Annotated in this window: 23 protein-coding genes; 10 read left to right on the forward strand and 13 right to left on the reverse strand. The window is 69.1% G+C overall.

The window, feature by feature from the left end; genetic code table 11:
- Positions 1 to 136: 136 nt before the first annotated feature.
- The 5 genes from GY170_RS10755 (at position 137) to GY170_RS10775 (ending at position 5,613) form a co-directional block, all read left to right on the forward strand.
- Positions 137 to 1,438 (forward strand): NAD(P)/FAD-dependent oxidoreductase, encoded by a 1,302-nt coding sequence (locus GY170_RS10755; protein WP_163893355.1) that lies wholly within the window; start codon positions 137 to 139, stop codon positions 1,436 to 1,438.
- On the forward strand, positions 1,428 to 2,177 hold the full coding sequence (locus GY170_RS10760; RefSeq protein ID WP_163893359.1) for a DUF1365 domain-containing protein: 750 nt from the start codon (positions 1,428 to 1,430) through the stop codon (positions 2,175 to 2,177). The genes GY170_RS10755 and GY170_RS10760 overlap by 11 nt, the downstream gene beginning before the upstream one ends.
- A complete protein-coding gene (locus GY170_RS10765) occupies positions 2,174 to 3,172 on the forward strand; it encodes a class I SAM-dependent methyltransferase (protein ID WP_163893362.1) in 999 nt (332 codons plus the stop codon). The genes GY170_RS10760 and GY170_RS10765 overlap by 4 nt, the downstream gene beginning before the upstream one ends.
- Before the next feature lie 29 nt (positions 3,173 to 3,201).
- A complete protein-coding gene (locus GY170_RS10770; protein ID WP_163893366.1) occupies positions 3,202 to 3,930 on the forward strand; it encodes an SDR family NAD(P)-dependent oxidoreductase in 729 nt (242 codons plus the stop codon).
- 234 nt (positions 3,931 to 4,164) lie between these two features.
- Positions 4,165 to 5,613, forward strand: coding sequence for a PRC-barrel domain-containing protein (locus GY170_RS10775; RefSeq protein ID WP_163893369.1), 1,449 nt, complete (start codon positions 4,165 to 4,167; stop codon positions 5,611 to 5,613).
- 88 nt (positions 5,614 to 5,701) lie between these two features.
- Here GY170_RS10775 and GY170_RS10780 read toward each other — a convergent pair whose 3' ends face one another.
- From GY170_RS10780 to GY170_RS10795, 4 genes are read right to left on the reverse strand one after another with little or no spacing between them, the layout of a single operon-like run.
- Positions 5,702 to 7,255 (reverse strand): phospholipase D family protein, encoded by a 1,554-nt coding sequence (locus tag GY170_RS10780; RefSeq protein ID WP_163893372.1) that lies wholly within the window; start codon positions 7,253 to 7,255, stop codon positions 5,702 to 5,704.
- Positions 7,256 to 7,261: 6 nt separating this feature from the next.
- Positions 7,262 to 8,983 (reverse strand): sensor histidine kinase, encoded by a 1,722-nt coding sequence (locus GY170_RS10785; protein ID WP_235924159.1) that lies wholly within the window; start codon positions 8,981 to 8,983, stop codon positions 7,262 to 7,264.
- Between the two features lie 5 nt (positions 8,984 to 8,988).
- Positions 8,989 to 9,597, reverse strand: a complete 609-nt coding sequence (locus GY170_RS10790) for an RNA polymerase sigma factor (RefSeq protein ID WP_163893378.1) — start codon at positions 9,595 to 9,597, stop codon at positions 8,989 to 8,991.
- A complete protein-coding gene (locus GY170_RS10795; protein WP_163893381.1) occupies positions 9,594 to 9,740 on the reverse strand; it encodes a NepR family anti-sigma factor in 147 nt (48 codons plus the stop codon). Before GY170_RS10795 ends, GY170_RS10790 begins: the two co-directional genes overlap by 4 nt.
- A 115-nt stretch (positions 9,741 to 9,855) precedes the next feature.
- Here GY170_RS10795 and GY170_RS10800 point away from each other — a divergent pair, with 115 nt between their 5' ends.
- Entirely contained in the window at positions 9,856 to 10,668 is an 813-nt protein-coding gene (locus GY170_RS10800; RefSeq protein WP_163893384.1) for a response regulator, read from the forward strand.
- Positions 10,669 to 10,819: 151 nt separating this feature from the next.
- Here the strand turns inward: GY170_RS10800 and GY170_RS10805 are convergent, their stop codons facing one another.
- Positions 10,820 to 11,293 carry a Dps family protein gene (locus tag GY170_RS10805; RefSeq protein WP_163893387.1) on the reverse strand — a complete coding sequence of 158 codons (474 nt, stop codon included), beginning with the start codon at positions 11,291 to 11,293 and terminating at the stop codon, positions 10,820 to 10,822.
- Between the two features lie 72 nt (positions 11,294 to 11,365).
- Positions 11,366 to 11,539, reverse strand: coding sequence for a DUF1328 family protein (locus GY170_RS10810; RefSeq protein WP_163893391.1), 174 nt, complete (start codon positions 11,537 to 11,539; stop codon positions 11,366 to 11,368).
- Between the two features lie 184 nt (positions 11,540 to 11,723).
- On the opposite strand from GY170_RS10810, the gene GY170_RS10815 reads away from it, so the two are divergent.
- The 3 genes from GY170_RS10815 to GY170_RS10825 all read left to right on the forward strand — a co-directional run bounded on the left by GY170_RS10815 (position 11,724) and on the right by GY170_RS10825 (position 12,973).
- Complete coding sequence (locus GY170_RS10815) at positions 11,724 to 12,071, forward strand: ElaB/YgaM/YqjD family protein (RefSeq protein WP_163893395.1); 348 nt, start codon at positions 11,724 to 11,726, stop codon at positions 12,069 to 12,071.
- Between the two features lie 13 nt (positions 12,072 to 12,084).
- Entirely contained in the window at positions 12,085 to 12,450 is a 366-nt protein-coding gene (locus GY170_RS10820) for a hypothetical protein (protein ID WP_163893399.1), read from the forward strand.
- Positions 12,451 to 12,568: 118 nt separating this feature from the next.
- Positions 12,569 to 12,973 carry a PRC-barrel domain-containing protein gene (locus GY170_RS10825; protein WP_163893401.1) on the forward strand — a complete coding sequence of 135 codons (405 nt, stop codon included), beginning with the start codon at positions 12,569 to 12,571 and terminating at the stop codon, positions 12,971 to 12,973.
- Between the two features lie 78 nt (positions 12,974 to 13,051).
- On the opposite strand, the gene GY170_RS10830 is transcribed toward GY170_RS10825, so the two are convergent.
- The 3 genes from GY170_RS10830 to GY170_RS10840 form a co-directional block, all read right to left on the reverse strand.
- Positions 13,052 to 14,158 carry an AI-2E family transporter gene (locus tag GY170_RS10830; RefSeq protein WP_163893404.1) on the reverse strand — a complete coding sequence of 369 codons (1,107 nt, stop codon included), beginning with the start codon at positions 14,156 to 14,158 and terminating at the stop codon, positions 13,052 to 13,054.
- A 7-nt stretch (positions 14,159 to 14,165) separates the two neighbouring features.
- Positions 14,166 to 14,357, reverse strand: coding sequence for a PLDc N-terminal domain-containing protein (locus GY170_RS10835; protein WP_163893407.1), 192 nt, complete (start codon positions 14,355 to 14,357; stop codon positions 14,166 to 14,168).
- Between the two features lie 113 nt (positions 14,358 to 14,470).
- The gene (locus GY170_RS10840; protein WP_163893410.1) at positions 14,471 to 14,845 is read right to left on the reverse strand and encodes an ANTAR domain-containing protein; all 375 of its coding nucleotides are present in this window, start codon (positions 14,843 to 14,845) and stop codon (positions 14,471 to 14,473) included.
- Positions 14,846 to 15,025: 180 nt separating this feature from the next.
- Between GY170_RS10840 and GY170_RS10845 the strand changes: the two genes are divergently transcribed.
- On the forward strand, positions 15,026 to 15,703 hold the full coding sequence (locus GY170_RS10845; protein ID WP_203531300.1) for a Crp/Fnr family transcriptional regulator: 678 nt from the start codon (positions 15,026 to 15,028) through the stop codon (positions 15,701 to 15,703).
- Here GY170_RS10845 and GY170_RS10850 read toward each other — a convergent pair.
- The 4 genes from GY170_RS10850 to GY170_RS10865 all read right to left on the reverse strand — a co-directional run bounded on the left by GY170_RS10850 (position 15,700) and on the right by GY170_RS10865 (position 20,270).
- Entirely contained in the window at positions 15,700 to 16,668 is a 969-nt protein-coding gene (locus tag GY170_RS10850; protein ID WP_163893416.1) for a ketopantoate reductase family protein, read from the reverse strand. The genes GY170_RS10845 and GY170_RS10850 overlap by 4 nt on opposite strands.
- Before the next feature lie 67 nt (positions 16,669 to 16,735).
- Positions 16,736 to 18,094: a cytochrome P450 gene (locus tag GY170_RS10855; protein ID WP_163893419.1), complete on the reverse strand. Its 1,359-nt coding sequence runs from the start codon at positions 18,092 to 18,094 to the stop codon at positions 16,736 to 16,738.
- Positions 18,091 to 19,329 (reverse strand): hypothetical protein, encoded by a 1,239-nt coding sequence (locus tag GY170_RS10860; protein WP_163893422.1) that lies wholly within the window; start codon positions 19,327 to 19,329, stop codon positions 18,091 to 18,093. The genes GY170_RS10855 and GY170_RS10860 overlap by 4 nt, the downstream gene beginning before the upstream one ends.
- A 194-nt stretch (positions 19,330 to 19,523) precedes the next feature.
- Positions 19,524 to 20,270 (reverse strand): cytochrome c biogenesis CcdA family protein, encoded by a 747-nt coding sequence (locus GY170_RS10865; RefSeq protein WP_163893846.1) that lies wholly within the window; start codon positions 20,268 to 20,270, stop codon positions 19,524 to 19,526.
- Positions 20,271 to 20,516 lie beyond the last annotated feature (246 nt).

The following is a 20,516-nucleotide window of genomic DNA, read 5'->3' on the forward strand; positions in this document are numbered from 1 at the left end:
ATCATATTCGCGTCTCGTGCCGGATGGGGATGGGGCGGCGCGCCGGTCCCCTCCCGCAGATGGCGCCATATGACTGATCCACGGGCACGAGGGTGGCGTAGGGTGTGCAGGCTGCCCTTCATCAACCAGAGGCCCCATGTCCTTCGACGCCGCGCCGACACGACCCCAGAGGATCGCCATCATCGGCGCCGGCATTTCCGGTCTCGCCGCAGCGTGGCTGCTCTCGCCGAAGCACCGGGTGACGCTCTTCGAGGCGGCGCCCCGGCTGGGGGGCCATGCCCGGACGGTGATCGCCGGCAAGTGGGGCGACCAGCCGGTCGATACCGGGTTCATCGTCTTCAACTACGCGAACTACCCGCATCTGACGCGGCTCTTCCACGAGCTCGACGTGCCGGTGGCGAAGAGCGAGATGAGCTTCGGCGCCACCATCGACGCAGGGCGCGTCGAGTACGGGCTGCGCAACCTCTCCGCCCTCGCCGCGCAGCGGGCGAACCTCCTGCGCCCGGGCTTCATGCGGATGGTGCGCGACATCTTCCGCTTCAACGCCGGGGCGGAGACGGCGGCGCGCGAGGGGCAGACGATCGGGGAGCTGATCCGCGCCCTCGGCCTCGGCCCTTGGTTCGAGCGCTACTACCTCATGCCTATCTGCGGGGCGATCTGGTCGACGCCCGAGCAGCAGATCCGCGACTTTCCTGCCCGCGCGCTCCTCACCTTCTTTCGCAACCACGCCCTCCTCTCCGCTACCGGCCAGCACCAGTGGTGGACGGTGGAGGGCGGCTCCATCGAATACGTCCGCCGGCTGGAGGCGCACCTGCGCGCCACGGGATGCACGATCCGCACCGGCACCCCCGTCGCCGCCGTCAGCCGCCACGGCGGCGGCGCCACCCTGCGGGCGGAGGGCGGGCTGCCGGAGCGCTACGACCAGGTGATCTTCGCCTGCCACCCCGACCAGGCGTTGCGGCTCCTCTCCGATGCGAGCCCCGAGGAGGCTTCCACGCTCGGCGCCGTCCGCTACCAGGACAACCGCGCTGTGCTGCATGCCGACGAGGGGCAGATGCCCCGGCGGCGGGCCTGCTGGTCCTCCTGGGTCTACCAGTCCGACGGGGCGCGTCCCGGCCATGACGCGCCGAGCATCGGCGTGACCTACTGGATGAACCGGCTGCAGAACATCAAAGAGAGCGACCCGCTCTTCGTCACGCTCAACCCCGCCCGCCCGGTGCGGGAGGAGCTGATCTACGACGAGGTGACCTTCCGCCACCCGGTCTTCGACACCGCTGCCCATGACGCGCAGATCCGCCTGCGCCACCTGCAGGGCCGCAGCGGCACGTGGTTCGCCGGGGCATGGACGCGCCACGGCTTCCACGAGGACGGCTTCGCCTCCGCCGTGCGCATCGCGCGGGAAATGGAGCCGAAGCTGGCGGTGGCGCATGGCGCCTGAGCTGGTCTTCGCGGCGACGACCCACGCCCGCCGCGGCGCGGTGCGCCACGCCTTCCGCTACCGGGTGGATTACGTGCTGATCGACCCCGAGGAGCGGGCCGGCCCGGCGCTCTTCTCCCGGACGCGCCCCGCCCTCGCCAGCGTGCGGGACCGGGACCACGGCGGCCCCCGCGGCGCCGGGCGCGGCGCGCCCTGGGCGCGGGAGGTGCTGGCGGCGCGGGGGCTGCCGCTGGAGGGGGGCGACCGGCTGCTCCTCCTCACGCAGCCGCGCATCTTCGGGCGGGGCTTCAACCCGGTGAGCTTCTGGCTGGCCACCCGGGGCGAAGCGCTGCTGGCGGTCATCGCCGAGGTGAACAACACCTTCGGCGACCGCCACTCCTACCTCTGCGCCAAGCCCTGTTTCGCGCCGATCCTGCCCTCCGACCGGCTGGAAGCCGAGAAGGTCTTCCACGTCTCCCCCTTCCAGGAGGTCGGCGGCAGCTACAGCTTCGGCTTCGACATCCGCGAGGACCGCCTGTCGATCCTCATCGCCCACCGGCGTGGGGCCGAGACGCTGCACGCCACGCTCGCCGGCCGCCGCCAGCCGATGACGAACGCCGGCCTTATCGCCATCGCCGCCCGCCTGCCCTTCGGGGGCCTGCGCACCAGCCTGCTGATCCACTGGCAGGCGCTCCGCCTGAAGCTCAAGGGCGCTCCCTATCGCGCCCGTCCCCTGCCGCCCGAAGAAGAGGTCACATGATCCGCCGCAAGAGCGACTCCGCCCGCCTGCTCGCCGCCTGCGAGCGCATCTCCACCGGGCGCCTCCGCCTCGTCACGCCCGAGGGCGAGACGCACGAGTTCGGCCCCGGACCGCGCGGCGCCGAGATCGAGCTGAACGACTGGGCCGCCGCCCGCCCGATCCTCGCCCAGCGGCCGGAGGCGCTGGCGGAGAGCTACGCGAGAGGGCTCTGGCATAGCCGCGACGGCGAGGCAGTGGCGCGGCTCTTCCGCCTCAACGCCGCCGCCTTCCCCGCGCCCACGCCCCGCCGCCTGCCCTTTCGCCGGCCCGAGCGGCTGCCGGGCAACGAGTTCTTCCAGCTCTTCCTCGATCCCGGCATGAGCTTCACCGCCGCGCTTTTCCAGACCGGCGACGACGATCTCGGCCGCGCCCAGCACCGCAAGTATGACCGCGTGCTCGACAGGCTCGGCGCCGGCCCTCGCCTGCTGGACATGACCTGCGGCTGGGGCGGGCTGATGGAGCGGGCCGCCGCGCGCGGGCACGAGGTGACGGGCGTCGCGGCGCGCGCCGAGCAGCGCGCCTTCGCCGCCGCCCGCCTCGACGGGCAGGCCGCCATCCACCTCGGCCCCTCGCGCCTCACCGGCCGCTTCGACGGCATCGCGGCAGTGGAGCCCGATGCCGCCGCCCTGCCCGCCCTCCTCGCCAGCATGAAGGCGCACCTCGCCGAGGGCGGCCGTGCGCTGCTGCAGACGGTGGCCGTCCCGGGGGCAGACACCCTGCCGGAGGCCGCGCGTCAGGCCGGCCTGACGGCGCAGGAGCGCTTCGCCTTCGGCGCCGATTACGCCCGCACCTTCCGCCACTGGGCCGGGCGGCTCGATGCCTCCGCCCGCCGCGCCGCCCGCCTCGGCGTGGGCGAGGATGTCCGCCGCCGCTGGCGCTGGCGCTTCGAGAGCGCCGCCGCCGCCTTCGCCCTCGGCGAGCGCGAGGTCGTGCAGTGGGACCTCTCCCACGCCTGACCGGCGCCCCTTCAGCCAGGAGACCAGACATGAGCCGCAAGTTCCAAGGCCGCCGCTACTGGATCGTCGGCGCCAGCTCCGGCCTCGGCGCCGAGCTGGCCCGCCGGCTCGATGCCGAGGGCGCCCGCCTCCTTCTCTCCGCCCGGCGGGCGGAAAAGCTGCAAGACCTCGCCGCCGAGCTTTCGGACGCGCAGGTGCTGGCGCTCGACGTGACGGATGCGGAGGCGGTCGCCGCAGCCGTGCACGAGGCCGGGGAGATCGACGGCATCGTCTATTCCGTCGGCCTCTATGACCCGATGTCCGCAAAGGAGTGGGACGCCGACGAGGCGGAGCGGATGTGCGAGGCGAACTTCATGGGCGCCATGCGCCTCTTCGGGCGCACGGTGCCGCAGATGGCGCGGCGCGGCTCCGGCCACGTGGTGCTGATCGGCTCCCTCTCCGGCTTTCGCGGGCTGCCCGGCGCCATCGGCTACTCCGCCCCCAAGGCGGCGCTCCTCAGCCTCGCCGAGAGCCTGCGGAGTGACCTCCGCGGCACGGGGGTGGAGGTGCAGATCGCCAACCCCGGCTTCATCCGGTCCCGCCTGACGGAGAAGAACGACTTCACCATGCCGCAGATCATGGAGCCGGCGGAGGCCGCGGGGCATGTCATGCGCCTGCTCCACAGCCGCCGCTTCCGCCACGACTTCCCCCGCCCCTTCGCGTGGCTCTTCACCTGCAGCTCGCTGATCCCCTACCGGCTCTGGGATCGGATCATGTAGCCGCGTCACCTGCGCGCACCCCTGGGCCCAGGACGCCACGGCACCCCACCCCGTCCATAAAGATTTATGCATGCAACGCGGTGACTTGGCCCCTCTCTGGGCAGGTTTCCGCGCACCCGTCTTCTTGTTTCTGGGCGCGGGAACCTTGGGGCCGTGCGGGGCATTGAGGCGCCATACAGGTCAGGGAAACAGACCCTGCCCGAGGCACCATGCACATTGCTGCAGGAGGACACTATGAGGACGTCGCATTCCATCATTGCGGCGCTGGCGATTCTCGCCGGCCCCGCGATGGCTCAGGAAACGGCCGACACGCTGGACACCACCGATCCGGCGCTGCTGGCGAACGAGGATTACGCCGCTGTCGAGATCGAGTTCGGCTCTTTCGAGGCGAACGAACTGATCGGCAAGCGCGTCTACGCGTCCGAAGAGGGCGCGGAGATCACCGCCGGCCTCGAGAACGGCTGGGACGATATCGGCGAAGTGGGCGACCTGCTCCTCAGCGAGAGCGGTGAGCTGACCGCAGTGCTGGTGGACGTCGGCGGCTTCCTCGGCATCGGCGAGAAGGTCGTGGCCGCTCCCCTGGAGGACCTGAGCTTCTACACCGAGAACGGCGGCACGGAGAACTTCTTCGTCGTCTACGGCGGCACCCGCGAAGCCCTGGAGACCCAGGACGAGTGGACGCCCGAAGCCGCGGTGGCCGATGCCGACATGGCCGACGATGATATGGCGGATGACGACATGACCGTCGTCGACGACGTCGAGGTTGTGGACGACGAGGCAATGGCCGATGACGGCATGACCGACGAGACCATGGACGACGAGACCATCGTCACCGAAGGCGAGATGACCGTCGACGGCGAGGAAGAGCTGACGGACGATGTCGTCCTGACGGACGAGACGACGGGCGTGGCGCAGGGCGAGGCCGAACAGGCGATGGGCGACGACACGCTCATGGCCGAGGGCACCGACGACGCGATCACCATGGAGGGCACCGACAACGAGGCCCTGACCGACGGTGAGGTCGCCGACGCCGAGGCCGCCATCCCCAGCACCGACGAAGCGCTGGAGAGCGACACCGAGGAGATGGCCGACACCGACATGGACGAGGCCGAGGTCGAGCCCATGACGGACGAAGAGGTCGCTGACGCCGACGCCGCCCTCCCCTCCACCGACGAGGCGCTCGAGAGCGACGCCGACATGGTGGCCGAAGGTGACGCCGACATGGACATGGGCGCCGAAGGCGAGTTCGTGACCGACGAGACCATCGTTGCCGAGGGCGACATGGAGGTCGAGGGCGCCGCCGAGGTGATGTCCGATGACGCCGTGGTCGCCGAAGGTGGCGATGCCATGTGGGACGCTCCCCAGATGGAGATGGAAGGCTACTCCGGTGTCGAGGCCGCCGCCCTGACGGCGGAAGATCTGCAAGGCGCCCCGGTGTTCGGCGCCGAGGATGACCGCATCGGCAAGATCGCCGACGTGATGTTCACTGAAGACGGCATGATCGAGTACGCGCTGATCGACGTCGGCGGCTTCCTCGGCATCGGCAAGGATCAGGTGCAGGTCGGCTTCGACGAGCTGCAGATCCTCAACAACGACGCGGGCGACGACCTGCGTGTGTTCGTGGCCGCCACGGAAGACCAGATGAAGGCCCGCGCCGAAGAAATGGAGGCGGTGGTCGAGTAACCTCGACCCTCACCTGCTCAAACGGAAAGGGCCGCGCAGATTGCGCGGCCCTTTTTCCTTGCCCGGTCGGCCCGGGACAGAGCGTCCCTCAGACCATTTCCACCGGCACGCCCGGCAGGTTCACCGCCTGGTAGCGTGCCGCATCGGAATCGTAGGGCACGAGGAAGCCCTTGCGCTCCGCCGGGGGCAGGCCGGCATTGGCCTCCACCGCCTTCGTCCAATGCTCGAAGGCGTCCTGCAGCGGAAAGAGCTCCACCGAGGAATCGCCCAGCCAGAACTGCTGCATCCGCCGGCGGATCAGGTCCACCGGGGAGCCCACCAGCTCCACCCCCGTCTCGGTATCCCAGCGTAGCGAGCGCCCGTTGAGATTGGCGGAGGAGACGATGGCGGCCCTGCCGTCGAAGACCGAGAGCTTGGAATGCAGGTAGATGATCGGCGCGCCGGCCAGCGTGGCGCGTGGCGCGGGGCAATCTTCTTCGTTCGGCGTGCGGGGCTGGACGGGGCTGGCGACGAGCAGCCGCTTCGGCCCGAAGGCGTTGCGCACGATCTGCAGGCATTGCAGCTGCAGGTGGTCGCCATAACGCCCGTCGAGCTTGGGCGGATCCTCGAAGGCGGAGGTCTCCGGCGCGCCGGGCACCACGAGGATGAGCTTCAGCCCGGCCATCGCGTGGGCCCTGTCGGCCAGCGCCTTCGCAAGGCCCTTGTCCCGGAAGAACTGCGTCTCGAGGTAGACAAGGTGCGTCGCCTCGGCGATGCGCGCGTAATGACGTGCCTCGAGCTGCCGCAGCACCTTCTTGGGCGAGATGCGCAGCATGTGCGACTTGCGCCGCTTCGCCGAGATCGTGCGCAGCAGGTCCGGCGCCTTCACCGGGTCGGCCCGCGCCTCCGTCACGTCGTCGAAATTCTCCAGATGCGCACGGGCGGAGGCGGCCAGCGTCTCGTCATCGATAAGAAGCTGCAGGTCGTGCCACGTCAGGTGCGAGGGCTGGTTGTGGGTATGCGTGTCCCACCGCCGCTCGTCGAGATCGAGCCCGCCGATATAGAGCCAGCGGCCGTCGATGGTGGCCAGCTTCTGGTGATGCGAGACGGGCCAGGTGGGCATCCCCTGCCCGAAGCGGTGGCGGCGCATGGCGGAGATGCCGGGCAGCATCTTCAGCCCGCGGCCATCCCCCGTGCGCGCCTCCTTCACCGCCGTCCGGGCGACGGAGTTGAGGCGGCCGGCGATCAGGGGTGACAGGAACAGGCGGGCGAGCCGTCCGGGCCGCGCCGGGTGCAGCCGGGGATGCACCGTCAGCAGCGTGCCCTTCGGCCCCGCCATCTCGCGCACGCCGCAGAGGATGCGCACGGTCTCCCACGTGGCGCGGTGCAGCTCCGTCGCGGCGGCGGCGTCGAAGTCGGACAGCCACAGCTTGATCCGCACGCCCTTGCGCAGGGCATGGATGATGAGGTCGACCCAGGTGTTGCCGATCTCCAGCGCCTCGGGGGAGCGGAGTTTCGTGCGCGGATCGAAGACGCGGAAGCCCATGATGACCTCGCGCTCGGCGTTCAGAACCAGCCGCTCCAGCGCCGGATACGCCTCTTCGGCGTTGATCAGCATCTGGACGCGGCCGGACCCGTCCTTGTTGTCGACGTTATCGCTCATCAAGGCTCAGGCCGCGTCCTGGAAGGCGGCAATGGGGAAGGAGATGACCGTGCGGTGCTGCCGTCCGTCGTTCATCTCGTTCACGGTGCCGCCGACCTGTTGCGTGAAGGCGCGCACCAGCTTCTCGCCGAGCCCGTCGGAGCGGCGATCGGCAGCGTCCGGCCCGACGCTGTTGGCGATGTCGAGCACGGCGCTGGAGCTGCCTTCAAGGTAGAGCTTGATGGTGACGGAGGGCGTCTCCCCCTCGGGGGCACCGATATGCTTGAAGGCGTTCATCACCAGCTCCGACATGGCCAGCCCCATCGGCACCGCCTGGTCGGGATAGAGGATGACCTCGTCGTAGCTCTGCGTCACGTCCACTCGGGTTCCTTCCTGAATGCCGGTCGCCGCCGTCTGCTCGACGATGGCGGTGAAGAGTTCGTCCGCCCTCACCCGCTCCTCGGCGGAGGTCTCGTAGAGCTTCTGATGGACCCGGGCGATGGAGGCGACGCGGTGCTGCAGCTCCTGCAGCACGCGGCGCTCGGCCGGGTCGTTCATCTTGCGCATCTTCATGTTGATGATCGAGGCGATGAGCTGGAGGTTGTTCTTCACCCGGTGGTGGACCTCCTTGAGCAGCACCGTCTTCTGGTGGAGCGAATTGTGCAGTTCCGCCTCGTCGCGCAGCACGCTCTCGGCCAGCATCTGCCACGTCTCGTCCATGTCGATCAGCTCCTGCGGCTCCCACGGAGAGTCCTTGCGGGGGATGATGCTGCGGCTTCGCATGAACATGAGCATACGGGCACGAAGGTTGCGTGTCGGCTTGATGACCATCGCCTGCACGGAGAAGAACGCGACCGCCAGCCCGGCGAGCCACATCGCGGCAGGAAAGAGCAGGGAATAGGCGGCGTGCAAACCGTCGGCGACGAGGCTGTCGGCGCGGTAGTCCCACGAGCCGAGGGCATAGACGACGCCGGCCTCGATGGGGACGACCGCGAAGAAGCGCCGCTCGCCGAGGGCGTTCTCGCCGATGAAAGCGGTGCGCCCGATGCGGGCGAGGTTCGCGAGGTCGGCGTTGGAGGGCAGCTGCTCCTCGAGGTAAGTGCCTTCCTCGGCGGCGGTCAGCAACTCGCCGCTGGAGTTGAAGGTGATCAGGTTGATCGCCCGCCCGCCCTGCCCCGTCGGGATCGGCGCCATCGTCTGCGCCAGCGCGCCATGCTCCATCGAGACGGTGACGAAGCCGTTGTAGACGCCGTCGGTGATGACCGGCACGCCGACGGCGACGACGGCGCGGCGCGAGATCGCCGCATCGGGAATGACCATCGCCCGCTCGCGCGGGTTGTTCACCATGTCCAGCACGCTGGGACGGGAGGAGACATCCATCCCCACCCCGTCCGACGCGCATTGCACGATCCCGTTTGCCGAGACGTAGCCGACGAAGGCGTAGGGCTGCTCGCGCTCAAGAAAGCGCGCCAGAGAGGCCTCGCAGCCCGCGCCCTCGTTGCGCAGAAGCGGCGCGGCCGAGGCCAGCATCCGCGCGGCGCCGAAGGCCGCCTGGATATGCTTCGCCTCGCGCCCCGCCGCCTCGGCCGTGCGCGCCATGAGGTTGGCCGACGAATTCTTGTCGGTTTCCTTCAGGAGCAGGTAGGTCTGGTTTACCGAGATCAGCCCGATGGGCAGCAGTGCCAGCGCCATCAGCGCCCCGATACGGAAGGTGAGCGAATGACTTCGTTCACGCAGCCGCGCGAGCATAGATGTCAAAAGGCCGCCTTTCTCGACTGCCGCCCGTCCGTCACGACCGCGAGCGTCGCTGAATCCGTCATTTCCAGCGGCTCGTCGTCATTGAGCTGCAGAATTTCCACCAGGCGTGCCCGTCCCCGGAACACGCGGCTCTTGATCGTCCCCACGGCGACACCGCAGGTGGCCGCCGCTTCCTCGTAGGTCATGCCCGAGGCCCCGACAAGAACCAGCGCCTCGCGCTGCTCGTCCGGCAGTTCGGTGAAGGCCTTGCGAAAATCGTTGAGCGCCAGGCGGCCGTCATGCTGCGGCTTGACCGAAAGCGTGGCGGCCATCGCCCCGTCGGCGTCGGCGACCTCGTACTTCATCTTCCGGCGGCCGGAGTAGAAGGCGTTGCGCAGGATCGTGAAGAGCCAGGCCCGCATGTTGGTGCCGGGCTTGAAGCTGTCGATCGCGCGCCATGCGTTGACGATGGTGTCCTGCACCAGATCGTCGGCTGCGGAGGAGTTGCGCGTCAGGCTGACGGCAAAGGCCCGCAGGGACGGAAGGTGATGGAGAATCTCGTCGCGGGGATCCAGCCCCCCCGGTACGGGTTGGTGATCCCTCGGCGGCTTACGGCCTGATTTCATTGCGGCGGGTCCTGCTCCTTGAGCTGGCGCAGCAACTCCACAAATCGATCCGGCAGATCGCGCTCAAGCTCCTGCTGGAACACCAGCCGCAGGTTGTTGTCGATCATCTGCTCGAGATCGTCGTCTTGATTATCCTCGGGCATGGTCCCCTTTGGCATCCTTCAGCACCATTGACGTCAGCATAAATTATCGTCTGTAGCGGGAACCAAACGCCGGGCGGCACGTTCGGTTCCACGAAAAGTACTAAAGGGGTAACAAATGTCGCAGGCCACCGAGCCGTCCTTCCTCTCCGTCGCTGTTGCAGATTTGCTGCCCTATCTCCGCCGTTACGCGCGTGCGCTGACCGGCAGCCAGACGAGCGGCGATAACTACGTGGCCGCCACTCTGGAAGCGCTTCTGACCGACAGGTCCGTGTTCGACCAGGGGCTCAGCAAGAAGGTCGCGCTCTTCCGCGCCTTCCACCTGATCTGGAGCTCTTCGGGTGCGCCCGTCGGCGAGGGGGACAACGGTCTCGCGCGCCGCGCACAGGCCCACATGTCCCGCCTGACGACCAACACGCGGGAAGCGCTGCTGCTCTACACGATCGAGGAATTCACCGCCGAGGACATTGCCGTGATCATGGATGTGGAGGAAAGCGAAGTCCGCCACCTCATCGGCACCGCCCGCCGGGAGATGGAGGAGAGCGTGACCGGACGCGTGCTCGTCATCGAGGACGAGCCGATCATCGCCATGGATATCCAGGACATCGTCGCCGACATGGGCCATGCCATCACCGGCGTGGCGCGCACGCACACCGAGGCGGTCGAGCTCTTCAAGAAGGAGAAGCCCGATCTCATCCTCTCCGACATCCAGCTGGCCGACGGCTCGTCGGGCATCGAGGCGGTGAACGAGATCCTTGGCCTCGCCGGCGACATCCCGGTCATCTTCATCACCGCCTTCCCGGAGCGTTTGCTCACGGGCGAGCGGCCGGAGCCGGCCTTCGTGATCACCAAGCCCTATACCGAGGACCAGGTGCGCTCCGCCGTAAGCCAGGCGAGCTTCTTCTCGTCGACGGAGACGCTGCACGCCTGATCCTTTCTCCGAATGCCAGTGCTTCCACCTCGTCAGTCCTGCAGGTGGCACTGACGCATATGGCCCGCCGGTTGATGCTCCGGCGGGCCATTTTTTTTGCGCGTGAGCTTTCCACGTGCGGAAGGGGCCGGCAGCCCGGCCCCCTGCCCCGTCAGCCCTGCGAGGCCCGGAGCATCCACGCCGCCTGCTCGTGGAAGCTGGAGCGGGCGGTGATCAGATCGGCCGTCACGGCATCGTTCTGCGCTTCCGCCACGCGGATGACAGCGTGCATCCGGAGCGCGAGGCGCTCATGATCGTCCGCGAGGTCCTTCACCAGCGTGGGAATGTCGGAGGTGCGCTGCGTGGCACCGATGACATTGCCGCTGATAAGATCCTCGACCGTATCGGGCGCCTTGACGCCGAGGGCACGGATGCGCTCGGCCATCACGTCGGTCGCCTTGAAGAGATCCTCGTACTGCCCCTCCGTCAGCTTGTGGATGGAGAAGAACTGCGGCCCCTCGAGGTTCCAGTGGTAGATGTGCGTCTTCACCATCAGCCGGTAGGTATCGCCGAGGGCGCTGGAGAGCGCAGTTGCGACGCTCTCTTCGTTCTTCACGCCGGTGCGGATGTCAGCAGGTGCAGTCATGTCATGGGTCCTTTCAGCAGGGCGGCCCGTGGGCCGGCCGTCATGTCAGTGTCTTCGTCCGAGTCCCGCCGCTTAGATGCGCGGGCGGTCCCTCAGCGCGCCGATGATGGCGGCGACGAGGAACAGGATCAGGAACACGAAGAACAGGATTTGCGCGATGCCCGCGGCGCCGGCAGCGATGCCGCCGAAGCCGAAGACGGCGGCGATGATCGCCACCACGAGAAAAGTCAGAGCCCAACCAAGCATTGATGCCTCCATGGGTCATGCGAAGATGTCGAACGCCGCTGGGCGCTGATTTGAAGGACGAACGCCGCCGTCACGCGGCAGGTTCCGCTCCCGCCCCCGCGAGGAAAAGTTGAAGATGATGTGGAACCTTCGCCGCCCCGCGGCGTTCGCCCCACGCGAGACGCACATCATCGGGGAGAGACAGATGGCCAGGGCAACCTCCAGCAACGCGACGAATGACGAGCCGTCGATGTCCGACTTCATGAAGCAGTTCGACGCGCTGAAGGCGGATCTCGCCCAGCTCTCCGAGGCCGCCGCCGAGATCGGTGCGCAGCAGAAGGAGATGCTGAAGGTCAACGCCTCCAGCAATGTCGCCGCCCTGCGCCAGCGCGGCGAGGCCACGGTGACGGAGCTGACCGCCGCCGCCCGCCGCGCCGCCGGTGAAGCGGCCACCGAGGCCGAGGCGAAGGTGCGCGAGAACCCCGCCGCCGCCATCGGGCTGGCCACCTTTTTCGGCTTCCTCGTCGGGCTGATCCTGTCGCGCCGCAACTGACACTGCGGCGGTGATGTCCCCCCTCTCGACGCGCCTGAGCCTGGCCGCCGCCGCCGTTGCGCGCGGCGCCATCCTCGCGCTGTTCGCCATCTTCTGCCTGCTCATCGGGCTGGGCTGCCTGACCGCCGCGGCATGGATCGCCATCGCGGCGGAGATGGGGCACCTGATGGCGGCGCTCGTCATCGGCGGCGTCTGGATGCTGCTCGGCGCGCTCTTCCTGATCGCCCTCACCCGCCGGCCCCGGCCGGTGGCGCCGCCCGTCGCGGAGCCGGAGGCGCTCGGCCCGCCCGCCCCGGTTGCGGGGGGCACGGCCGCGGCCATCGCCATGGCCTTCGCGCAGGGCCTCGGCGCCGGCCTGTCCACGCGCCGGCGGCTCTGAGCCCGACCTTTTTCCCGAACCCGCTGGTTTCCTGCATCTTTTGCCGGGCGCCGGCGAAACTTCTGCGGCTCCTTCTGCGTTTGTTCTACAACCGCGACCCGAATGAGGAGACGCAGACATGATCGGCAAAGGCCTCTTCCTGGCTCTCGCCACCACGGGTGTCGCTGCCGCCGCCGGCATCGCCCCCGCCAGCCTCGCCCCCACAGACGCCGCCATGGCCCAGAGCGCCGCGACCGTCCCTGCCAGCGAGCTGACCTTCACCGGTATCGACGTCGACGCGCTCGTCTATGCGCCCGTCCTCGACGCCTCCCACCAGCAGGTCGGCGAAGTGGCCGAACTGTTCATCGATGGCAGCGGCGCCATCAGCGGCGCCGTGATCGGCCTCGGTGGCTTCTTCTCCCAGCGGGAAGTAGCGCTCGACATGGCCGACATGGACGTGCTGCAGGCGGGGCCGGAAGGTTTCATCGTCCGCGCCAACTTCAGCGAAGACAGTCTGAACGCCCTCCCGACCTTCGAGAGCTGATCCCCGGCCCAGCCCGGACAGACAAAGGGCGGCTGCCAGACCGGCAGCCGCCCTTTCCATGTGCCGGTGCCCGGCGACTCAGTTCGGCTTGGTCGGTGCGGCGGCTTGGTGGGCTCCGTCCTCCGCGGCGAAGAGCGGGCGCGGGTCCACCGCGCCGGCCTGCCCCGTCAGCACCACTAGGAGCCAGACGAGCAGCGGGATGGCGACGATGCCACCGACCGGCCCCCAGATCCACAGCCCGAAGGTCACGGAGAGGAAGATGAGCAGCGGGTTGATCCGCATCTCCCTCCCCACGAGCGAAGGCGTGATGAACTGCCCCTCCGTCATGTTGAGGAGGAAGAAGCTCGCCGCGGGCAGGAGCGCATATGGACCATCGAAGGCCGCGACCCCGGCAATGATCAGCGAGATGCCGAAGACCGCCGGGCCGAGATAGACGACGAAGTTCATGAAGAAGGCGAGAAGCCCCCATTGCAGCGCCCCGGGCAGGCCCATCAGCTTGAGCGCCCCGGCGACGGCGATGCCGAGGCAGGAGTTGATGAGCGTGATGGTCAGGAAATAATGCGCCACCCGCCGCTCGGCCCGCCGCAGGTCACTCGTCTGCAGCCGGCGGCCGTCATGGCCCGGCAGCACCCTGCGCAGAAAGGTATAGACCTCGTCACGCGTCGCCACGAAAAAGAAGAGCGTGCCGGCGAAGACGATGATTTGAGCGAGGATCGACGGCGCAAGCATGAGCGCGTCGCGCATGTCCGGCAGCTCCTCTCCGCCACCGCCGTTCGAGGCGCCCTGCGCCGCTTCGCCGCCCCCACCGGTGGGTGAGAGGGTCTCGGCCATGTTCTCGGACATGGTGGAGAGGTCGCTGAGGGTGCTGCGCAGGTTCGTCAGCGCATCCTCAAGATCGCTCGCCACCTGCGGCAGCGCCTGGATCAGCCGCATGGCGATGGGCTGCAGCGCCAGCACGAGCGAGGCGACGACGATCAGCGTGATGAAAAGGCCCAGAAGGGCGGAGATCGTGCGCCCCAGCCCCCAGCGTTCGAGCAGATCTGAGAGGGGGGAGAGCACGATGCCGGCGATGAGCGCGAGGACGACGGGGGCGATGATCGCCTCGGCGGCTTGCAAGGTGTATCCAACGGCAAGCGCCGCGATCACGATGACCGCGGCGCGTCCGGCACTCTCGGATTTCACCATTCCCGGCTCAAGCGTTCCGGGCGGAGCCTCTGGGCCCCGCGAAGAACCAGATGATGAAGCCGAGGAGAGGCAGGACGATGACGAGCAGCGTCCACAGGACCTTCGAGCCCGTCGAGGCCGACGACGAGATGATCGAGACGATCGCCCAGATGTCGAGCGCCAGAAGAATGAGGCCGAAGAGGCCGCCAAGTTCGAACATGGGTGTCTCCTGTCAGGAATTCCGGGTGTCGCGCCGCGTTCGGGCGCCGTTTCGCCTCCAACGCCGGCGCCTGCTGCAAGGTTCCACCCCGGCCGCGGCGCCCACCCTGCCCCTCAGGCGCTGAAGCGGAAGCGTTGGCGGCCCAGCGCCTCGTCCACCGCGCGGTTGAGCCCGGAATCGGAGAAGGGCAGCGGCAGCACTGCCCAGCGCTGCGCCTGCCGCGCCTCGAAGGAGAGCGGCGCCTCGTCCTCCACCTCGAGGATGACGATGGCGCATTGATGCTCGGCGAAGCGGCCGGCCACCTCGACAGGCTCCATGCCTTTGAGTTTGTGTCCAATGATGACAATCGTCGGAACGGAACCTTCCGACACGGCGTTCCATACGTCAGAAAACGAAAGATCGCTTCGCACCGTCAGGTCGGGAAATCGCGCCGCGAGGTTTTCTTCGACATCAGCAGCGACCAGGGGTTCGCAACCAATGATCACCATGTCAGACATTGTCTTTGCGCACCCCCGACAGCCGTCACCACGCACAAGGTCTCACATGCACCTCACCGCGGCATTAAACTGTGACATAGGGCTTCGCGAATTTTCCATGACAGGGAAGCCGCCCCTGTGAGCACCCCCTGCTCCCACTGCCCGCTGCGAAAACACGATATTTTCGTGGAGATGACGCGAGACGAGGTGCGCCACACGGAGGCCTTCAAGGCCGGCGAATTACGTATCGCGCCCGGCACGCACCTGCTGATCGAGGGCGCCGGCTCCGCCCAGCTCTACACGGCGCTGGAGGGGATGGGGCTGCGCTACAAGAGCCTTGCCGACGGCAGCCGGCAGGTTCTGAACATAATCTTCCCCGGTGATTTCATTGGCCTGCAGGCCGGCGTCATAGGTGAGATGAAGCACTCCGTCGTCGCCACGACGCCGATGACGCTCTGCGTCTTCGACCGGGGCGACTTCTTCGGCTTCGTGAAGACGAACCCCAACCGGGGCTTCGACATCTCCTGGCTGGCAGCGGTGGAGGAGCACTTCCTCGGCGAGGCGCTGGCGACGGTGGGCCAGCGCGACGCGACGGAGCGCATCGCCTGGGCGCTGACGAAGATCTTCCAGCGCGGCCGCGCGCTCGGGCTGGTCAACGACAGCGGCGCCATGACCTTCCCCTTCCGCCAGCAGGATCTGGCGGATCTGCTGGGCCTCAGCCTCGTGCACACCAACAAGACGCTCGCCCGCCTGCGCCGGCACAACCTTGTGCGCTGGCAGGACGGGCAGCTTGCGGTGCCGGGGCTGCAGCCGCTGGCCGAGATGGCCGGGATCGAGCTCGAAGCCCCGCCCCGGCGCCCGCTGATCTAGCGGGCGAGCGCGGCCTCGGCCTCGTCCTCCGGCACGCTCTGCGGCGCCATCCCGTCCCGCACCATCCGCGCGCCCAGCGCCGCCGCCCAGGCGTTGAGAGGCGCCGGATGGCCATGCAGGCGCCCGAGGAGTGCGATCTCGCCATTGAGGAAGTCGCTCTCGATCGAGCCGGCGGCGCGCGCGAGGCTCTGCGTGGAGGAGGAGCCGGTGCGATCGACCCCCTCGACCTCGCCGATCTTCATGAACTCATCGCGCCGCGGATCGGCCTTGCCCACGTCGGCGGCCTCGATCCCCGCCGACTTCAGCACCGCACGCCCTTCCTCGACCAGCCGCTCCTGCAGCCGATCCCTCAGCTCGCCCGCCGGCAGCGCCGCGTCGGCGATATTGCCGAGGTTCAGCAGCAGCTTGCCGTACTTGCTCGCCATCACGCTCTCGCCGGCCCAGGCGCGGAAGTCCGCCGTCTGGAGCGCCGCGATCAGCGCCTCGTCCGCCGCGTCGGTGCCGCCCGGGTAGCGGCCGATGTCGAAGATCCCCAGCTTGGGCGCCCCGAAGGCGACCACCTCGCCGGCGGTGACGTAATCGGCCGGCAGCATCACCGTCACCGCGTGGATGTTGGGAAAGCGCCGCAGCGCCAGCCGCTCGTTCTCCACCCCGTTCTGGAAGCAGAAGATCGGCTGCTCCTCCACCCCCGCGGCGCGGAGCTGGTCGAGCGCGCCCTCGGTATGCTGCGTCTTGGTGCAAAGCAGGATGGTGTCGTCCGGCCTGATCCCCGCCTCGGCGGGGCTGGCGAAGACGGGCATCTGCGCCTGCCGCGTCCCGGCAGTGGTGCGCAGCGTCAGCCCCTTGCCGCGCAGCGCCTCGAGCATCGGCCCCCGCGCCACGGCGGCGACATCCTGCCCCGCCAGCGCCAGCGAGCCGGCAAGGGTGCCGCCGACCGCCCCGATCCCGACGATTATGATCCGCATGAGGGCCCTCCTGTCTCACCTGCCCCCGCTTGTCCCGCCGCAGCGCGGCGATGGCAAGGGGGCGGGGTCAGGGCGCCCGCCGCTCCTCCAGCTCCAGCCAGATTCCGTCCCTCGCCCGCACCGTCAGGTGGGCGACGGGCACCGGCGTGCGGCCCTCCACCGGCCGCAGCTCCACCCGGGCGAGGATGCGGGTGAGCAGCAGCACCCCCTCGGCCATGGCGAAGCCGGCGCCTGTGCAGACGCGGGGGCCGGCGGAGAAGGGCATGTAGGCCTGCCGGGCGGAGGCCTTCCCCTCCGCCGTCTGCCAGCGCCCGGGGTCGAAGGCATCGGGCGCCGCCCAGAGCCGCTCGTGCCGGTGCAGGTGCCACGGGGAGAGGACGATCTGGCTGCCGGGGCGCACCGGGCGTTCGCGGAACGTCTCCGCCCGCGTCGCTTCGCGCACCATCATCGGCACCGGCGGGTAGAGGCGCAGCGTCTCGCGGAAGACGTCGCGCGTCACCTTCAGCGTCGAGAGGCCGGAGAAGCTGCCCGGGAAGGCCCGCGCCTCCGCCGCCACCTGCGCCTGCCAGTCCGGGTTCGCCGCCAGCAGCCAGAGCGCCCAGCCGAGGGCGGAGGCGGAGGTCTCGTGCCCGGCGAGGAAGAAGATCGCCACCTGGTCGACCATCTCTTCGGGGCTGAAGAGCTCCCCCGTCACCGGGTCGCCCGTCGTCATGATCTTGGTGGCGAGGTCATCGGGCGCGGTACCGGCGGCGATTTCGGCCGCCCGCTCCTCCGTCAGCCGGGTGATCAGCGCCCGGATCTCGCGCGCCGTCGCCCGCGCCTGCCGCGAGTGGAAGCGCGGCACCCATCCCGGCAGCGGCACGAAGGCGGCGAGGTTGAGGATCGGCTGCGCCCGCTGGTGGGAGCGGAACTTCGCGAAGACCTCCGCCGCCACTTCGTGCTCGATGGGGATCGAGAAGAGCGTGCGGAAGATGATGTCCGCCGCCGCATGGCTCGCCTCCGCCTCGATCTCCACCGGCCCCCGCCCCGCGCGCGCCGCCAGCCGCTCCGCCGCCGCCCCGGCCGCGGCGAGCATGGCGGGGAAGGTGTCCTTCAGCCGCCCCCCCTCGAAGGCCGGGTCGATGATGCGGCGCTGGCGCTTCCACGTCTCGCCGTTGGTCAGGAAGACCGAGTTGCCGAGGAGCGGCCGCAGCCCTTCCCCGATGCGGGTGGACTTGGGGAAGTCGCCGGGCCGCTCCTTGAGCACCAGGTCGATCAGCGCCGGCTGGTTGGCGAGGTAGGAGCGGAAGAAGGGCGTGCGAAACTCCGCCATCCACGCGCGATAGAGCCGCGCCGGCTGGGCGGAGAGGATGTCCGCCCGGAAGAGCCGGAGGTAGCGCAGGAGCGATACCTTGTCCTCCCGCGCGGCAGGCCTCGGAGGGATCACGGGGCGACCGAAGTGTATTTAGACGCCGGCACGTCGATGCGGCTCTTGCTCGGCGCGCGGGCTGCGTAGCGCTCCGCCAGCGTCCAGGGGCCCGCGGTGATGCGGAAGTAATCGTAATCGCCGGGGCGGTCGAAGGCGCAGAGATACTGGAAATGCAGGCGGAAGAAGCGCCAGCGCAGCTCGGCCCAGCGCTCGGGGCTCAGCGTCTGCGTGAAGGCGGCCGAGATCACCAGCGGCCAGCGCTTCCCCTCCGGCGCCACGCCGGAGACGGCGACGGGGTCGCAGAGCGCGAAGGCACAGCCGTCGCCGGGAGCCGTCACGTCGAGCCAGAAGAGCTCTTCCCGGGTCGAGAGGAAGGCCAGATCCGCCCTGAGCCGCCACGCCCTCGGCAGGAAGGAGACCATCGGGACCACCTGCCCCAGCGACAGGAAGGACAGTGCCGGCCCGTCCGCCCTGCCCTCGCCGTTCCGGATCAGGTCCGCCAGGATCGAGACGGCGAGGTAGGAGCCGGAGGAATGCCCGACGACGAGCACCTCGTCGACATCGCTCCACAGCGCCTCGGAGATGCGGGCGCGGAACGCCTCCAGCCGCGCCTCCAGCTCCGGCGGGTAGGCGCCGCGGAGGCCCGCGGAATGGGCGTAGTCGTGCATCAGGTAATAGGCGTAGATCCTGCCGTCCTTGGCCTTGAACCAGCGCAGCATGAGTAGCGCCACCACCAGCAGCACCGGCCAGAACGCAACCGGCCCGAGCGGCGCCCAGAGCGCCTTCGCCCCCCAGGCAGCCAGCGCCCCGAGCGCCCAGCCGGCGAGCAAAGCCACCAGCGCCTGCAGGATCAGCGCCCCCACAGGGTAGAGCGCCGCGATCACCGGCCCCTTGCGCATCCACATCAGTCGCCGGAGCGTACCGGTGGAGATGTAGATCCACGCCGTCCTCAGCATCTGCCAGTAGGTCGCGCCGATGGAACCCGGCATCGAGTCGCGCACGATGTCCGACCAGACGAGCACCTCGACCTCAGCCTCGGTCTCGCCCCCCTCCATCGCGCCGGTGACGAGCCAGCCATAGGCCGCAGCCCCCGGAGGCTTGGGGCTGAGCGCGATCTCGTAGCCCGAGATCGCCGCCTGCGCCCCCCCTTCCTTCCGGTAGAGCTCACGGTAGCGGCGGGGATGAATCGGATCGTAGCCAGGGATGTAGAACACCCGCCGCCGCCGCACCTGCCGATCCCGCGCCTCTATCATCCCCGCTAGGTAGCTCGCATTTTCGGCAAAATTAAGCCGCCCCCACCGCCCGGCCCGCCAGACGCGCCGCCCCCGATCCTCCGCCGAGCGCGGGCCGCAACGCCCCTCTCGCTTTTCTTCAAATATTCCTCGGGGGGGCTGGCTCCGCCAGCGGGGGGCAGACAGCCCCCCTCCCCGGCCCGCCTCCCCCGTGCTCAGCCCACCGCACCGAGCGCCGGAAAGGTCTCCAGGAGCCACCACGAGAAGGCCGTGAACTGCCCGGTGAGCATCAACAGCCCCACCGTCCACAGCAACAGGCCGGAGATCTTCTCGATCCGCCCCATGTGCCGCTTCATCGCCGCCATCACGCCCTTCAGCCGCGGGAAGAAGGCGGCGACGAGCAGGAAGGGGATGCCGAGGCCCAGCGCGTAGGCCGCCAGCAACGCCGTGCCACGCACGACCGAGGCTTCCCCCGCCGCCAGCCCGAGGATCGCGCCCAGCACCGGGCCAAGGCAGGGCGTCCAGCCGAAGGCGAAGGCGAGGCCGAGGAGGTAGGCCCCGAAGGCGCCGCCCTGCCCCTCCGCCTTGAGGCGCGCCTCGCGGTCGAGGAAGGGGATGCGGAAGATGCCGAGGAAGTGGGCGCCGAAGATCATGATCGTGACGCCGGCGAGCGAGGTGAACCAGTCCTGATAGGTCAGGAAGATCCGCCCGATGGCCGAGAAGGTGAAGCCGAGCAGCAGGAAGACCGTCGAGAGCCCCAGTACGAAGAAGACGGCTGCCAGGAACACCCGCCCCCGGGCGCGCCCTTCCATTTCCGTCACCGAGACGCCGCCCATGTAGGCGAGGTACGGCGGTACGATGGGCAGCACGCAGGGCGACAGGAACGAGAGGATCCCCCCGGCCAGCGCCACGAGCGCGGCGGGCAGGAGCGAGGCGTCGAAGATGGCGGCGGCGTCGAGCATGGCCGGGAGGTAGCCGGCTTTGCGCCGCGCGCCTAGGGGGGCGACGTCACGGGGCCGGGAGCGGTGGCGCCGGCGCCCTCGCTGCACGCCCTCGCCGGGGGTCCCCAGACGCATGTCACGGCCCCTCATCGTCCCTCTTCAGCCAGAAGGGCAAGACAACCGGTCGACAGCGGCAAAGAGGGGGCTAGGTGGGGAAGCACAAGAATTTGAAGCGGGGGTGAAGACCCGCCTGCCCCGACAGACCTG

Origin of the sequence: Pseudoroseicyclus tamaricis (assembly GCF_012070395.1) — a bacterium.
In the GTDB taxonomy this organism is placed as follows: Bacteria; Pseudomonadota; Alphaproteobacteria; order Rhodobacterales; family Rhodobacteraceae; genus Pseudoroseicyclus_A; species Pseudoroseicyclus_A tamaricis.

Coding starts and splice junctions, on each gene's coding strand:
- GY170_RS10785 (WP_235924159.1), bottom strand. CDS start 8,983: ATGCTCGCGCGGCTGCGTGAACGAAGTCATTCGCTCACCTTCCGTATC.
- GY170_RS10840 (WP_163893410.1), bottom strand. CDS start 14,845: ATGGTGATCATTGGTTGCGAACCCCTGGTCGCTGCTGATGTCGAAGAA.
- GY170_RS10850 (WP_163893416.1), bottom strand. CDS start 16,668: ATGCGGATCATAATCGTCGGGATCGGGGCGGTCGGCGGCACCCTTGCC.
- GY170_RS10770 (WP_163893366.1), top strand. CDS start 3,202: ATGAGCCGCAAGTTCCAAGGCCGCCGCTACTGGATCGTCGGCGCCAGC.
- GY170_RS10765 (WP_163893362.1), top strand. CDS start 2,174: ATGATCCGCCGCAAGAGCGACTCCGCCCGCCTGCTCGCCGCCTGCGAG.
- GY170_RS10845 (WP_203531300.1), top strand. CDS start 15,026: ATGACGCGAGACGAGGTGCGCCACACGGAGGCCTTCAAGGCCGGCGAA.
- GY170_RS10815 (WP_163893395.1), top strand. CDS start 11,724: ATGGCCAGGGCAACCTCCAGCAACGCGACGAATGACGAGCCGTCGATG.
- GY170_RS10865 (WP_163893846.1), bottom strand. CDS start 20,270: ATGCTCGACGCCGCCGCCATCTTCGACGCCTCGCTCCTGCCCGCCGCG.
- GY170_RS10805 (WP_163893387.1), bottom strand. CDS start 11,293: ATGACTGCACCTGCTGACATCCGCACCGGCGTGAAGAACGAAGAGAGC.
- GY170_RS10755 (WP_163893355.1), top strand. CDS start 137: ATGTCCTTCGACGCCGCGCCGACACGACCCCAGAGGATCGCCATCATC.
- GY170_RS10830 (WP_163893404.1), bottom strand. CDS start 14,158: ATGGTGAAATCCGAGAGTGCCGGACGCGCCGCGGTCATCGTGATCGCG.
- GY170_RS10810 (WP_163893391.1), bottom strand. CDS start 11,539: ATGCTTGGTTGGGCTCTGACTTTTCTCGTGGTGGCGATCATCGCCGCC.
- GY170_RS10835 (WP_163893407.1), bottom strand. CDS start 14,357: ATGTTCGAACTTGGCGGCCTCTTCGGCCTCATTCTTCTGGCGCTCGAC.
- GY170_RS10775 (WP_163893369.1), top strand. CDS start 4,165: ATGAGGACGTCGCATTCCATCATTGCGGCGCTGGCGATTCTCGCCGGC.
- GY170_RS10760 (WP_163893359.1), top strand. CDS start 1,428: ATGGCGCCTGAGCTGGTCTTCGCGGCGACGACCCACGCCCGCCGCGGC.
- GY170_RS10795 (WP_163893381.1), bottom strand. CDS start 9,740: ATGCCCGAGGATAATCAAGACGACGATCTCGAGCAGATGATCGACAAC.
- GY170_RS10790 (WP_163893378.1), bottom strand. CDS start 9,597: ATGAAATCAGGCCGTAAGCCGCCGAGGGATCACCAACCCGTACCGGGG.
- GY170_RS10820 (WP_163893399.1), top strand. CDS start 12,085: ATGTCCCCCCTCTCGACGCGCCTGAGCCTGGCCGCCGCCGCCGTTGCG.
- GY170_RS10860 (WP_163893422.1), bottom strand. CDS start 19,329: ATGATAGAGGCGCGGGATCGGCAGGTGCGGCGGCGGCGGGTGTTCTAC.
- GY170_RS10780 (WP_163893372.1), bottom strand. CDS start 7,255: ATGAGCGATAACGTCGACAACAAGGACGGGTCCGGCCGCGTCCAGATG.
- GY170_RS10800 (WP_163893384.1), top strand. CDS start 9,856: ATGTCGCAGGCCACCGAGCCGTCCTTCCTCTCCGTCGCTGTTGCAGAT.
- GY170_RS10825 (WP_163893401.1), top strand. CDS start 12,569: ATGATCGGCAAAGGCCTCTTCCTGGCTCTCGCCACCACGGGTGTCGCT.